The organism is Amycolatopsis sp. 505 (assembly GCF_031625235.1).
In the GTDB taxonomy this organism is placed as follows: Bacteria; Actinomycetota; Actinomycetes; order Mycobacteriales; family Pseudonocardiaceae; genus Amycolatopsis.
In genome coordinates this window covers 1,060,389-1,074,005 of sequence record NZ_JACKQP010000001.1, presented here as the reverse complement: position 1 = coordinate 1,074,005, position 13,617 = coordinate 1,060,389, and the positions used below count along the sequence as shown (strand labels likewise).

Here is a 13,617-nt window from a genome sequence, read left to right as displayed (position 1 = left end):
CCCCGTGACCACAGGAGCGACCATGAACGACCAGCCGCGCGAGCAAAAGGCCCCGGACGGAGCCGAGCAGCCGACAGTCGAGCACCCGACCCCGGCGCCCGACGCCCCCACCGCGGCGAACGAGACCCCTGCGCCGAGCGCCGCGGCAGCCGAGCCGGCGGTCCCGGGCCAGCCTGCCGCCTCACCGACCTCCGCCGCCGCGCAGAGCGCCGCCGAGCCAGTCGCCTCGCCGTCCCCGGCTGCCGCGCAGAGCGCCGCCGAGCCCGCGGTCCCGGGTCAGCCCGCCGCCTCGCCGACGCCGGCCGCCGCGCAGAGCGCCGCCGAGCCTGCGGCCCCGGGCCAGCCCGCAGCTTCGCCGACCTCTGCCGCCGCGCAAGGTGCCGCCGACCCGGCGGCGTCCGGCCAGCCCGCATCCGGCACCCCGGCCGACCAGACCGCCGTCCACGGCCAGGAGCCCCCACCCACCGGCCAGCCCGGCCCAGGCCACCCCTACGCCGCCTGGGGCCCACCCCAAGCCGCTCCGCGGCAGGCCGGCGGGTTCCGGCGGTTCGTCGGTCACCGGGCCACCCAGCTCGTCGCCGTCGGTGTGCTCGGCATGCTCGTCGGCGCGGGGATCGTCGGCGGGATCGCAGCCGCGAGCCACCACGGTCCGCGGGATGGCCGTCCCGGCGTGCACCGCCAGTACAACGGCCCCGACCAGGGCTTCGACGGCCGCGGGCCCGGCTTCGGCGGCCGTGGCAACGCCGGCTCCGGGACCGGGGACGGCATCTGATCCCCGACTGTGGCCTCGGCCACCCGTACCCCGCTCAGATCACAGAAGCATCACGAGCGGGGTACGGTATCCCGGATGCGAAGCGCCTCCGCAGAACTCCCCAAAGCCGTCCGCGCGCTGCCGGCGGCCATCCCCGTCACCCGCGCTTGGGCCCTGCCGGCGGGCGCCGCGGCCGCCTCCGCCCTCGTGTTCGCCCTGGTCAGCAGCCATCTCATCGATGACACCTACATCACGCTGTCCTACGCGAAGAACCTCGCCTTCCACGGCCACTGGGGCCTGATCGAGCAAGGGACGGCCAACACCGCGACGTCCCCGCTGAACGTCCTGGCCCTCGGCGCGGTCACGTTCCTCGTGCGCGACGCCGTGCTGGCCGCCGGGGTCGTCTTCGTCGCCGCGCAGGTGCTGCTCGTGCTGGGCCTGCGCCGGCTCGGCGAGCGCACCGGCCTGCCGCCGGCGTTCGCGCCGCTGACGTTCGCGTTGCTGCTGGTCAACCCGCTGCTGCTGTCCTCGATCGGCCTGGAGGTCGCGCTCGGCGCCACCGGCGTCGTGTGGACGCTGGTCTACGCCGGCGAGCGCCGGGCCGGCCGCCTGGGCGTGGTGATCGGCCTGCTCGCGCTCGTCCGGATCGACCTGCTGCTGATCGCCGCGGTGCTGTTCGCGGCCCGCCGCGAGTTCTGGACCGGCATCTGGCGGACGGCCTTCGCGGCGCTCGCCGTCACGCTGCCGTGGTTCGGGTTCAGCTGGGTGGTGCTCGGCTCGGCCGTGCCGGACACGCTCGTCATCAAGATCAGCCAGCAGTCGTGGGGCCCGTTCAGCTTCACCAACGGCCCGCTGCTGTACTGGCGCAACTTCCCGGCCGCGGCCGCGCTGTCGTTCCTGCCGCTGCTGCTGGCGGCCCTGACCGGCATGGCGTGGCTCGTCCAGTACCGCCGCGGCTCCGAGACGGCCCGCCGCCTGAGGCCGTTCGCGGCGCTCGCCGTCGCCGGCGCGCTGCACTACCTGGCCTACAGCCAGCTGGGCGTGCCGCCCTACCACTGGTACTACGCGCCGAGCATCATCGGCGCGACGATCTTCCTCGCCGCCTGCGCATCGGCGGTCCCGGAGCGCGTCCGGCGTGCGACGTGGACGCTGGCCGGAGCGGCGCTCGTGGCGAGTGCCGCGGTGTACGCGCTGCCGGGCCTGCCCCGCCAGTTCGCGCCGATCACGAGCAACCACGCCTCGACGACGGAGTACCGCGAAATCGGCCACGAGCTGGCGGCGATCGCCCACGGCCGCAAGGTCGAGACGGCGGGCGAGGTCGGCGCACTGGCGTACGCGTGCGACTGCGAGCTGGTCGACGAGTTCTCCGACCGCGGAGCCGTCGACCCGGCCATCACCGAGACCAAGCGCCGCAGCGGCGACCTGGGCCGGGCGCTGCTGGAGGCCAACTTCCACAACTTCGACCACAGCATCGCACCGACGAGCCCGGACCTGGTCCTGGCGACGACCCGCCGCACCCCACCCCGGACGGCCCTGGCGAGCTGGCACATCGACTCACCGTGGGTGGGCAGCCAGAACCTCTACCTGGTGCCCGCGCACGCCGTGAGGTGACGCCGAGCGCGTCAGATCGGCAGCTTGCGGAAGATCGGCCGCGGGACGTGCCGCAGGGCCGACATCACCAGGCGGAACGGCGCCGGCGCCCAGACCAGGTCCTTGCCGGCGCGCGCCGCGCCGACCGCGATCTCCGCCACCTGCTCGGCCGTCTGCGCCAGCGGGGCGTCCTTGAGCCCCTCGGTCATCTTCGTCTTCACGTGGCCCGGGCGGACGACCGTCACCTTCGCCCCGAACGGCGCGAGCGCCTCGCCGAGACCCAGGTAGAACCCGTCGAAGCCGGCCTTCGTCGAGCCGTACACGAAGTTGGACCGGCGGACGCGCTCGCCCGCCACCGACGACAGCGCGATCACCGTGCCGTGGCCCTGGGCCTTGAGCTTCTCCGACAGCGCGACGCCGACCGACACCGCCGCCGTGTAGTTCACCGTGGCCAGCTCGACCGCCTTCGCGTGGTCCTGCCAGACCTCTTCCGGGTCGCCGAGCAGGCCGAACGCCACGACGGCCACGTCGATGTCGCCGCCCTCGAACGCCTTGGCCAGCACACCCGGGTGCGAGTCCGTGTCCTTCGCGTCGAAGTCCACTGTGGACACCTCGGCGCCGCGGTCCTTCAGGCGCTGGGCGGCCGCCTCCAGCCGGGGCGACGGGCGGGCGGCCAGCACGACCCGCAGGGGCTTCTCGGCCAGGTACTTCTCGGCGATCGCCAGCGCGATGTCGGACGTGCCGCCGAGCAGGAGCAGAGACTGGGGGTTGCCCACCGCGTCGATCACAGTTCGAGCCTCCGGCTCATGTCAGAGGCGAAAACGCCTTCGGGGTCGATGGAAGCGCGCACCTTGCGCCACTCTTCGAGGCGCGGGTACATCTTCGCGAACGTCTCGGGCGAGGTGCGCGAGTCCTTCGCCGTGTACAGCCGCCCGCCCAGCTCCAGGACGTCTTCGTCGAGCTCCTGGCAGAACCGGCTGAGGCCGTCCTTGATCGGGAAGTCGACGCAGACCATCCAGCCCGGGTGCGGGAACGACAGCGGCGCCGCGTTGCCCTCGCCCATGCGCTTGAAGACGTTGAGGAAGGACACGTGCCCCGACTCGGCGATCTTCTTGACGATGTTCCGCAGCGGCTCGTGCGCGTTCGGCGGCGTCGAGAACTGGTACTGCAGGAAGCCCTTCGAGCCGTAGGCCCGGTTCCACTCGCCGAACATGTCGAGCGGGTGGTAGAAGGCGGTCAGGTTCTGGATCACGCCGCGGGCGGCCTTCGGCGTCTTGCGGTAGTACAGCTCGCCGATGGCGCCGAAGGTCAGCTTGTTGGCCAGGCCGTTCGGGAAGACGTCCGGAAGCGTCGCGATCTGGGGGGCGTCGAACTTCAGCGGGTTCGCGCGCAGCTTCGGCGGCAGTTCGTCCAGCTTGGCCAGCGAACCGCGGCCGAAGGCGGCGCGGCCGAGCTTCGCGCCGGTGGAAATCGTGTCGAACCACGCCGACGAGTACGTGTAGTTGTCGTCGGAACCGTCGGTGACCAGTTCCAGGGTCTCGTCGAGGTTGTTCGTGCGCTCGTTGTCCGCGAGGAAGTACGCGGTTTCGGTCTTGGTCATCCGGATCTTGGCCCGGACGATGATGCCGGTCAGGCCGATGCCCGCGACGGTCGCCCAGAACAGCTCGGCGTCCGGGCCGTCCGGCGTCAGCGTGCGGACCTGCCCGTCGGCGGTGATCAGGTCCATCGACACGACGTGGTTGCCGAAGCTGCCCGCGCTGTGGTGGTTCTTGCCGTGGATGTCGTTGGCGATCGCGCCGCCGATGGTCACCTGGCGCGTGCCCGGCAGCACCGGGACCCACAGGCCGTACGGCAGGGCCTCGCGCATCAGCTGGTCGAGGCTGACGCCGGCGTCGACGTCGACGAGCGCGGTGTCCGGGTCGATCGAGTGGATCCGGTTCAGCGCCGTCATGTCGACGACGAGGCCGCCGGCGTTCTGCGCCGGGTCGCCGTAGGACCGGCCGAGGCCGCGGGCGATCACGCCGCGCGCACCGGCCTGGGCCACGGCGCGGGCGATCACTTCGACATCGGAGGTGGTCAGCACGTCGGCGATGGTCGGTGACGTCCGCGCCCAGCCCATGAGCGTGCGACGCTGTGTGTTGGGTACTTGGGTCACCCGACCAGGGTAGCCACGCCCAACCACGCCCGGAACGTGACCCTGAAGTGCTCATCTCTACACTTTGCGCATCAAGGCACAAGCGCCCGCGCGGGTGACCGTGACACAGGTGACGAGGTAATGCAGTGGTGGCGACCGATCCGCAAGCCGACATAGCGGCTGCGCAGTCCTCCCCGGGACTGCTGGGCCAGCTCATCCGCTTCGCCCTCATCGGGGGCTTCTGCGCCCTCGTCGACCTGGGCACCTACACGCTGCTGACGCAGGTGGCCGGGATGGCCACCTCACCGTGGGTCGACATCGCCCGCGCTATCTCTTTCATCGTGGGCACGACCACGGCGTTCTTCCTGAACCGGAAGTTCACCTTCGCCGGCGGGCGCCGCGACGGGAAGGCGCAGATCGGCTCGTTCGTCCTGCTCTACACCGTGACGTTCTTCGTCGCGGTCGGGGTGAACCAGCTGGCCCTGCAGGTGCTGCCGGAGTCCGCGTGGCAGCACACGCTGTGCTGGGCCGTGTCGCAGGCCACCGCCACCGTGATCAATTTCGTCATGCTCAAGTGGGTCGTGTTCCGCGAGCCGTCGACCAAGGAGAACTGAGGAACCATGCCCGGTAAGACAGCTACCCCGGCGCCGACCACCGAAGCCGGCGCGGCCGCCGAGACGCGGTTCACCGAGCACACTCCGCAGGGCCGCCTGACGGCGCAGCGCGGGCTCTACGCCGGCCCCGCGCCGATCGTCAGCAAGGACCTGTACGCCGAGCTCGAGTGGGGCGCGGCCGTGCGGGAACGTGCGTCGATCACCCTCGAGCCCGCCTCCAAGGTGTCGGGCAACACGTACTTCGGCCGGTTCCCGGCCAGCTACTGGCAGCGCTGGACGACGGTGACCGAGGTCTCGGTCGAGGCGGTCGTCACCGGCACCGGCCTGCTCTCCATGGGCGCCTCCGACGTCGAGGGCGAGCCCCGCGTGGTGGCCGCCGAGCAGGTCAAGGAAGCCAAGCAGGCCAAGGTGTCGCTGACCGGCAAGCTGGACAAGTTCTACGACGGCGGCGCGCTCTGGCTCGACCTCGAGACCGAGGGCGGCCAGACGCTGCGCGTCGAGCAGGTCCGCTGGACCGTCGACGCCCCGGAGAAGATCCGCCCGACCGCGGTCACCATCTGCACGATGAACCGCGCCGACGACTGCCTGAAGAACCTCCAGGCCCTCGCCGCCGACGTCTCCTCGCTGGACACGCTGGACGCGATCTACGTCGCCGACCAGGGCACCGACCTCGTCGAGTCCCGCGACGGCTTCGAGCAGGTCGCCAAGGACCTCGCCGACAAGCTGCACTACATCAAGCAGCCGAACCTCGGCGGCGCCGGCGGCTTCACCCGCGGCCTCTTCGAGGTCGCCGGGCACACCGCGACCGAGCACGCGAACGTCCTGTTCATGGACGACGACGTCCTGCTCGAGCCGGACCTGGTGATCCGGATGACGGCGTTCTCCAACCGCGCCGCCAACCCGATCATCGTCGGCGGCCAGATGCTCAACCTGTTCCACCCGAACCAGCTGCACGTCGGCGCCGAGTACGCCCGGCTCAACACCCTGGAGCCCGGCCAGCCGGTCGAGCACTCGTTGTCCACCGCCGACCTGCTCGGCGTGGACGAGGAGACGCTGAAGCCGAACCGCCAGGAACGCCGCCTCGACGCCGGCTACAACGGCTGGTGGTCGTGCCTGATCCCCTACGAGGTGGTCCAGGCCACCGGCTACCCGCTGCCGTTCTTCTTCCAGTGGGACGACGCCGAGTACTCCTACCGGGCCCGCGCGCACGGCTTCCCGACCGTCACCCTGCCGGGTGCGGGCGTGTGGCACGCGGACTTCCACATGAAGGACTGGGACGAGTGGCACCGGTACTTCAACCTGCGCAACTCGATCATCACCGCGGCGCTGCACTCGCCGTTCAACCTGAACCTGCTTTCGCGCGTGCTCATCGCGCAGCTGGTGCGCTACCTGCTCGGCATGCAGTACGGCCTGTCGGCGACGCTGATCAAGGCCGTCGAGGACTTCCTGAAGGGCCCGGAGATCCTGCGTGACGGCGGGGTCGAGGCGATGAAGGAGATCCGCCGGATCCGCGACGACTACCCGGAGACCAAGCGCCACAAGGCGACCGACGTCCCGGGCATCGCGTCCAACGACATCGGCATCATCAACAGCGCGCCGCGGCCCAGCATGCAGCGCCTGGTGCTGATCAAGCGCGTCCTCGACCGGGTGCTCGGCCGCAGCCGCTTCGGGCTCGGCGCGGTGCCGATCGACGAGGCGAACTGGTGGCACATCGCGCTGTTCGACACGGCCGTGGTCACCGACGCGAGCCAGGAAGGCGTCCGCGTCCGGTCCTACGACCGGGTGAAGATGTTCGCGCTGGCCAAGCAGGGCGCGCGCGTCATCCAGCGGCTGCGCAAGGAAGGCGCGGCGGTGCAGGAGCAGTACAAGCGCGCCATGCCGGAGCTCACCTCGCGCGAGAACTGGAAGCGCCTGTACAAGCTCTGACGTGCTTCGCGAAGGCCGTCTCACGTACGTCGTGAGGCGGCCTTCGCCGTTCACGCGTGCAAGCCGAAGACTTTGCTCTTGCGGTTGAGGTCGTCGATGTAGGCGGCGGCGACGTGCGCGAAGTTGACCGCGACCACCGAGTCGTCCTTGGTGGTCACCGATTCGACGGCGCCGGCCTTGACGAGCTGGGCGAGCCGGCCCGCCAGCTTCCCGGATTCTTCGGTGGTGAGCGCGAACAGCAGCGGTTCGCCGCCGGTGGCGAGGTGCAGGACGAGGGCGGGTTTCGTGTCGGCCATGCGTCCATCGGACCAGCGGCGATCTTGCCCCGGCAAGCGGGTTCGCTGAGGGCGGAGCTACGGTTTTCGCGAAGGCCGGACTCATCCGCGGGGGGTTGGAAGCGAATGCCGCACTCGTTCTCGCTGTCACTGGCGGCGGTGGACATCCTGCTCGAGCAGCTCGGGCTGGGCCGCGCGCCGACGCCGTTCGAAGTTCCGCACGTCGGCACGACAATCGAGCAGCGCGCGATGATCCGCGACGCCGTCGTCCGCGACCTGACCGGCCGCGGGCTGTGGAGCCGGGGGAGGCTGGACGCGGACGCCGAGCTGGCGCTGGCGACGTTCGTCCGCGGCAGCGTGACCATCAACGCGGCCGCCGAGCTGGGTGACCGCCACCTGTTCGCGCGGGTGGCGTCCGACGGCCAGTTCGCGGTGCTGGCCCGCCAGGAGGAGAACCTGATCGTCTTCGAGGAGGTCCGCCCGACGGGCATCGTCCCGGCGATCGTCGACCTCCTCCCGCTGACCCCGGCGGCACCCGGCCAGTCGGTGACGATCTCGAGGCCGGTCCAGCAGCCCCGCCACCAGCGCCGCGACGAGGCGTACGACCCGTTCGCCGGCGTCACCGGCCCGCGGTCGCAAAGCGCGGGAGGCCCGCAGGTCCGCATGATCGAGCGGGTGTTCCAGGAGCCGAAGAAGCGCGTGGGCCAGTTCACCGCCCAGACCCGCGCGGGCGCGTTCCCCCCGCTGGCCTGGTTCGACACCCCGAGCGGCCGCTGGCTGATGTCGTCCAGGGCGGCAGCGGACGGCCAGCGCTGGATCACCTACGCCCCGGCGGACAACGCACGCTTGGCCCAGCAGCTGTACGCCCAGCTCGAAGGCCAGTTCTGACGTTCGGGAACCGTTCGTGGCGAGGCTGCGTCCGAGGTGAAGATCGGTGAACGGCCGTGGCCGAGGGTGCCCGGCTAGTAGACTCCCGGGTGCACACGCACGGGCGAAGCGATTCGGGGTGGAACAGCGATGCAGATGGCTGACGGCGGGGGCGGAGGCTCGTTCACGGACATCCTCAACCCGCTCTCTTCGGCCGGTATGGGCGCCGCGGTGCAAAGCGTCACGGCCGAAACCCAGAAGCTGGTCGACGCGGCCAAGGGTGGCGGGTTCAAGATCACCCCGGAAGGGGTCAAGCCGCTCCGGGACGCGCTGACCGAGCTGGTCAACGACCTCACCAGTCTCCGGTCCGAGACGTATGCGCTGGACCAGGCGCCTCAGCTCGGGAGCCACCCGTACGGCCAGACAGTCGCGTCGCACGACCAGAAGAGCGCCACCGAGGCCGAAAACTCGGCCACGGCTGTGCTGACCCAGCTCCAGCAGGTCGCGAAACAGGCCGACGAAGCACTGGCGAGGGCGGCGGGCCTGTACCAGGAAACCGAGAGTGGAGCCTTCACCGCGCTCCAGACCAAGCAGGCCTGAGGTAATGACAAAACTCCTTCTCGTTCGTGCCGTGCTCCCGCTCGTGGCCGGCGGGGCGCTCCTGGCCGGCTGCACCGGCACGCAGACGGGGACCGCGTCGCCCGCTCCGTCCTCGTCGGCGTCCACCGCGCCCACGGAGAGCTCGTCGTCCGCCGGCGGGGGCGGTACGCAGTCGATCACCGATCCGTGCTCGCTCCTCGAGCTGGGTGACCTGAGCAGCTACGGCCAGTTCAACCAGCCGGAGAGCAAGACGCTCGGCGGCGCCCGCACGTGCAAGTACCAGAAGAAGATCGCCTCGGCCAGCGACGCCACCATGGTCATCGGCGTGAACGTCCGCGACGATGCTTCGGTCGACCAGGTCAGGGACACCGGCGGTGGCGTGGTAGACAAGCCCATCAACGGCCGGCCCGCGAAGGAAGCGCCGGACGGCGCCGCGGTGGGATGCACGCTCGGACTCGCTGTCGGGGCTTCTTCGCGAGTGGACGTGGCGGTGCTTTTGGACAGATCATCGAACGAGGCTTGCCAGGTTGCCGAGAAGGTCGCGACCTCCGCTGTCGAACCGCGGTTGCCGAAGGGATAGGGGAACCCATGAGCACGCGACAGGGACCGACGCCGAAGACCGAGGACAAGACGCCTCAAGAGGTCCAGAACATGGCGCCCGCCGAGCGGGATGCCTACCTGCAGAAGAAGGCCGAAGAGGGCGTCGACCCCGGGAGCTGGCTGTTCGGTCCGGTCCAGCAGTGGATCGCCCAGGCGCAGGCCAAGAACCAGTCGCAGCAGATGGGCGACAAGAACGTCGCCGACGCCACCAAGGGCCGTGATGTCGAGTACGTCTCGGGGCTGAACGCGCCCAACGCGGACTACAAGGGCACCGACCACACCCAGCTGCAGGCGTTCCTCCAGAGCAACCTCAACGTCGACCAGGTGTCCGAGGTCTCGACCGCCTACCACCAGGTCCACCAGGTCTTCGACAAGTTCGCGCAGTCGATGAACACCGCCGTCAACGCCTCCAAGGGCACCTGGGAAGGCAGCGCCGCCGAGAACGCGCAGCAGTACTTCACCAGCCTCGGCAAGTGGTCCGACGCCAACTCCCAAAACGCCAAGCTGGCCTCGGAAACCATCTACGACCAGGGGCAGGCCGCCGCCACGGCGAAGAACTCCATGCCCGCTCCCATTCCGTTCAGCTGGAAGGACGAGTTCAAGGGCTGGGCCACCTCGAACCCCTTCAACCTGGCCGACAACGTCGACAAGTCGATCCAGAAGCAGAAGGACAGCCAGGCCGCGCACGACGAGGCCGCCGGCGTGATGGCGACGTACGACAAGAACCTCTACGAAGCCGCCTCCAAGCAGCCCGCCTTCGCGCCGCCGCCCAGCTTCAGCACCGGTGGGGGCAGCGACGATCCCAACGGGACCGGCGACAAGAACGGCATCAACAACCCCTCCAGCGTGAACATGCCCGGCGGCAACTCGGGGACCACGCCCGGCGGCCACGCCCAGGGCTTCTCCTCCGGGCCCGTCCCCGGCATGGGCGGGTCCGCCGCGCACATCTCCGGCCCCGGCTCGACCACCGGCGCCGGGCTCCTGCCCGCGGGCACCACCACGCCGTCCGGCTTCACGCCCGGCTTGGCTCCGGCGGCCTCGACGCAGAACCCGAACCAGCAGTTCGGGGGGATGCCGCCGATGAGCCCGATGCCGATGGGCGGGATGAACTTCGGCGGCGACGAGGCCTACAACTCCAAGGTCGGCGGGGGCGGCGGACGCGGGAGCGGCGGGTTCGGTCCCGGCGGCTCGGGCGCGGCCGGCGGCAACGCGACGGGCGCGGGCGCCGCGTCCGGGGCGGCCCGGCCGGGCGGGATCGGTGCCGCCGAAGCGGCCGCCGGACGCGGGATGGGCGGCCTCGGCGCCGGTGCCGCCGGGCGCGGCGGGGGCATGGGTCCCGGCGGTGGCCTCGGCCGCGGCCAGAAGGGCGAGGGCGACGAGGACACCGAGCACTCGCGGCCGACCTACCTGGTCGAGGGTGACCCCGACGAGGTCTTCGGCACCGACATGCGCACCGCGCCACCGGTCATCGGCGAATAGCACGAAAAGGGGCCCCCGGCGGGGGGCCCCTTTTCAGTAGCGGTAGAACTTCTCCGCGCGGCCCTGCCGCACCAGCTTCAGCCACTGCAGGAACGCCTTCGGGTCCCGCTTCACGCCCACGAAGTACAGTCCGAACCGGACGATCTCCAGCGCGCCGATCTTCCGCATCCCCGGCTGCGACAGCAGATACCCGCGGTTGCGGTAGGTGTAGTACCGCTTGACCTCGTTCTCCGGGTCCTGCGCGTGGAACTTGCCGCCCAGCATGGGCTTGAACTCGTCCGAGCCGTCCGGGTGCAGGTACTTCGTCTTCAGCGACGTGCCGAACGGCAGCCCCGAGCGGGCCAGCCGCCGGTGCAGCTCGACCTCGTCGCCGCGGAAGAACAGGCGCAGGTCCGGCACCCCGACGACGTCCAAAGTGGACGCCCGGAACAGCGCGCCGTTCATCAGGGACGCGATGCCCGGCAGGAAGTCCACGCCCAGCTCGGACTGCGAACGCTTCCAGGTCAGGCCGCGGCGCAGCGGGAACGCCAGCTTGTCCGGCGCGTCGATGTTCGACACCACCGGCGAAATCTCCGCCAGGTCCCGCTTTTCCGCTTCCTCCAGCAGGATCGCGAGCACGTTCTCGTCGGCCGGACGCCCGTCGTCGTCGGCCAGCCAGACCCAGTCCGCGCCCAGCGAAAGCGCGTGCAGCATGCCGAGCGCGAACCCGCCGGCGCCGCCGAGGTTCCGGTGCGACGGCAGGTACGTGTACGGCAGCGGGTAGTTCTCGACGACTTCGCGCGCGGAGTCGTCCGGCCCGTTGTCGACGACCACCAGGTGGTCGACCGGCCGGGTCTGGGCCGCGATGATCTTCAGCGAGTCCGCGAGCAGCTCGCGCCGGTGCCGCGTGACGACCACGCCGACGACCGCGCCGTCGGGCAGCTGCCGGGTCTCGCTCGCCATCATTCCCCGCCGTTCGTCGTCGCCACCGGCTCGATGCCGAAGCGCTGCAAGGTTTCCTGGCTCATGTTCTCGAAGGGGTCACGGCCCTTGTAGGACGTCAGGACGTCCCGCAGCGAACCCTGCTGCTTGAGGTGCCCCTCGTCCATCCAGATGGCGGAGTCGCACAGCTCGAACAGGAATTCGTCCGAGTGGCTCGCGAACACCAGGATGCCGGAGCGCTTGACGAGGTCCTTGAGCCGGTCGCGGGCCTTGTTGAGGAACGCCGCGTCGACCGCGCCGATGCCCTCGTCGAGGATCAGGATCTCGGGGTCGATCGACGTGACGACACCCAGCGCCAGCCGCACGCGCATACCGGTCGAGTACGTCCGCAGCGGCATCTGCAGGTAGTCGCCGAGCTCGGTGAACTCCGCGATGTCGTCGACCCGCTTCTCCATCTCCTTGGCGGTCATGCCGAGGAAGAGGCCGCGGATGATGATGTTCTCCTGGCCGGAGATCTCCGGGTCCATGCCGACACCGAGGTCGAAGACCGGCGCGATCTTGCCCTCGATCCGCGACGACCCGCGGGTCGGCTCGTAGATGCCGGCGAGCAGCCGCAGCAGCGTGGACTTGCCCGCGCCGTTGTGCCCGACCAGGCCGACCCGGTCGCCTTCGCGGAGGTTGAGGGTCACGTCGTGCAGGGCCTCGATGATCGGCACCTTGGTGTCGGTGCCGATCTTGCCGCCGACCTTGCCGAGGACCTTCTTCTTCATCGACCGGGTCTTCGCGTCGAAGATCGGGAAGTCGACGAAGGCGTTGTGGACGTCAATGCTGACCATGTGTCACACCCAGTAGGAGACGCGGGCACGGTAGTTGCGCATCGCGACGAGCGCGAGCGCCCAGCCGACGACGGTGATGCAGCCGACCACGATCCAGTTGCCGGCGGTGAACGTCTGGCCGAGCAGCGGCGCGCGCACCACCTGGATGAAGTGGTACAGCGGGTTGGCCGTGATGTACGGCAGCGCCCACGAGACGTTGTCCCGGGCACCGCCCGCCATCAGCTGGTCCACCGGCCAGACGATCGGCGTGGCGTAGAACAGCAGCTGGATCAGCGAGTTGATCACCTGCGGGATGTCGCGGAACCGGGTCGAGATGATGCCCAGCAGCAGCGTGACCCAGCCCGCGTTCAGCGCGAGCAGCGCGAACCCGGGGATGGCCAGCAGGATCGACCAGTTGAGGCCGGGGTGGCAGAACGTGCCGGCGCAGGCGTCGAACGTCGGCGTGACCGGGCCCTTGGTGAGGGAGTACGGCCCGTCGAGCGAGTTGAAGAAGATGACCAGGACGACGACGTAGACGATCATGTTGTGCGCCAGCAGCAGCGTCTGCCGCCACACGGTGCGCAGCATGTACACGCTCAGCGGCGCCGGGAGCTGCTTGATCAGCCCCTCGTTCGTGATGAACGTTTCCATGCCCTCGGAGAGGCAGCCGCTGACGAAGCCCCACAGGATGAAGCCGGTGGAGAGGTAGGGCAGGAACACCTCGACGGGCGTCGCGAACAGCTGCGAGTACAGCAACCCGAGCCCGAGCGCGATGACGGCCTGGCTGATGGTGATCCAGAAGGGCCCGATCACCGACCGGCGGTAGCGCTGCTTGATGTCCTGCCAGCCGAGGTGACCCCACAGCTCGCGGGCGCGGAAACCGGCCTTGATGTCGGCGAAGGCCCGCGAGAACGTCTTGCTGTCCGACGTCGGCGGTGCGGACGTCGCTACTGGTGAGTCTGCGGCCTGAACCGTGCTGGTGGCATGCACGTGGACGAGGGTACCGATGGGATCCGGGGCGCCTTGAGAGGGCACGGGCGTCGGG

Annotated in this window: 14 protein-coding genes; 8 read left to right on the top strand and 6 right to left on the bottom strand. The window is 70.2% G+C overall.

What is annotated here, in order from left to right:
- Positions 1-22: 22 nt before the first annotated feature.
- Both H5965_RS05220 and H5965_RS05215 read left to right on the top strand, forming a co-directional pair.
- Positions 23-772, top strand: a complete 750-nt coding sequence (locus H5965_RS05220) for a hypothetical protein (protein ID WP_310968150.1) — start codon at positions 23-25, stop codon at positions 770-772.
- A gap of 75 nt (positions 773-847) precedes the next feature.
- Positions 848-2,362, top strand: coding sequence for a hypothetical protein (locus tag H5965_RS05215; protein ID WP_310968149.1), 1,515 nt, complete (start codon positions 848-850; stop codon positions 2,360-2,362).
- An 11-nt stretch (positions 2,363-2,373) separates the two neighbouring features.
- On the opposite strand, the gene H5965_RS05210 is transcribed toward H5965_RS05215, so the two are convergent.
- Entirely contained in the window at positions 2,374-3,129 is a 756-nt protein-coding gene (locus tag H5965_RS05210; protein WP_310968148.1) for a decaprenylphospho-beta-D-erythro-pentofuranosid-2-ulose 2-reductase, read from the bottom strand.
- Positions 3,126-4,460: an FAD-binding oxidoreductase gene (locus H5965_RS05205; protein ID WP_310968502.1), complete on the bottom strand. Its 1,335-nt coding sequence runs from the start codon at positions 4,458-4,460 to the stop codon at positions 3,126-3,128. The genes H5965_RS05210 and H5965_RS05205 overlap by 4 nt, the downstream gene beginning before the upstream one ends.
- A gap of 161 nt (positions 4,461-4,621) precedes the next feature.
- Here H5965_RS05205 and H5965_RS05200 point away from each other — a divergent pair, with 161 nt between their 5' ends.
- Together H5965_RS05200 and H5965_RS05195 are read left to right on the top strand one after the other, a co-directional pair.
- Positions 4,622-5,089 carry a GtrA family protein gene (locus H5965_RS05200; RefSeq protein WP_167384516.1) on the top strand — a complete coding sequence of 156 codons (468 nt, stop codon included), beginning with the start codon at positions 4,622-4,624 and terminating at the stop codon, positions 5,087-5,089.
- Positions 5,090-5,095: 6 nt separating this feature from the next.
- Positions 5,096-7,015 carry a glycosyltransferase gene (locus H5965_RS05195; RefSeq protein WP_310968147.1) on the top strand — a complete coding sequence of 640 codons (1,920 nt, stop codon included), beginning with the start codon at positions 5,096-5,098 and terminating at the stop codon, positions 7,013-7,015.
- Between the two features lie 50 nt (positions 7,016-7,065).
- On the opposite strand, the gene H5965_RS05190 is transcribed toward H5965_RS05195, so the two are convergent.
- The gene (locus H5965_RS05190; RefSeq protein ID WP_310968146.1) at positions 7,066-7,311 is read right to left on the bottom strand and encodes a hypothetical protein; all 246 of its coding nucleotides are present in this window, start codon (positions 7,309-7,311) and stop codon (positions 7,066-7,068) included.
- Positions 7,312-7,416: 105 nt separating this feature from the next.
- Here H5965_RS05190 and H5965_RS05185 point away from each other — a divergent pair, with 105 nt between their 5' ends.
- The 4 genes from H5965_RS05185 (at position 7,417) to H5965_RS05170 (ending at position 10,836) form a co-directional block, all read left to right on the top strand.
- The gene (locus H5965_RS05185) at positions 7,417-8,178 is read left to right on the top strand and encodes an ESX secretion-associated protein EspG (protein ID WP_310968145.1); all 762 of its coding nucleotides are present in this window, start codon (positions 7,417-7,419) and stop codon (positions 8,176-8,178) included.
- A gap of 129 nt (positions 8,179-8,307) precedes the next feature.
- On the top strand, positions 8,308-8,757 hold the full coding sequence (locus tag H5965_RS05180; protein ID WP_310968144.1) for a hypothetical protein: 450 nt from the start codon (positions 8,308-8,310) through the stop codon (positions 8,755-8,757).
- A 31-nt stretch (positions 8,758-8,788) separates the two neighbouring features.
- Positions 8,789-9,337 carry a DUF3558 family protein gene (locus H5965_RS05175; protein ID WP_310968143.1) on the top strand — a complete coding sequence of 183 codons (549 nt, stop codon included), beginning with the start codon at positions 8,789-8,791 and terminating at the stop codon, positions 9,335-9,337.
- Between the two features lie 8 nt (positions 9,338-9,345).
- Positions 9,346-10,836 (top strand): hypothetical protein, encoded by a 1,491-nt coding sequence (locus H5965_RS05170; RefSeq protein ID WP_310968142.1) that lies wholly within the window; start codon positions 9,346-9,348, stop codon positions 10,834-10,836.
- A gap of 33 nt (positions 10,837-10,869) precedes the next feature.
- On the opposite strand, the gene H5965_RS05165 is transcribed toward H5965_RS05170, so the two are convergent.
- Genes H5965_RS05165 through H5965_RS05155 form a run of 3 tightly spaced genes read right to left on the bottom strand, consistent with a single transcriptional unit; the run spans position 10,870 to position 13,562 of the window.
- Entirely contained in the window at positions 10,870-11,778 is a 909-nt protein-coding gene (locus H5965_RS05165) for a glycosyltransferase family 2 protein (RefSeq protein ID WP_310968141.1), read from the bottom strand.
- A complete protein-coding gene (locus H5965_RS05160; RefSeq protein ID WP_310968140.1) occupies positions 11,778-12,593 on the bottom strand; it encodes an ABC transporter ATP-binding protein in 816 nt (271 codons plus the stop codon). The genes H5965_RS05165 and H5965_RS05160 overlap by 1 nt, the downstream gene beginning before the upstream one ends.
- Positions 12,594-12,596: 3 nt before the next feature.
- Positions 12,597-13,562, bottom strand: a complete 966-nt coding sequence (locus tag H5965_RS05155) for an ABC transporter permease (protein WP_310968139.1) — start codon at positions 13,560-13,562, stop codon at positions 12,597-12,599.
- Positions 13,563-13,617: the final 55 nt, after the last annotated feature.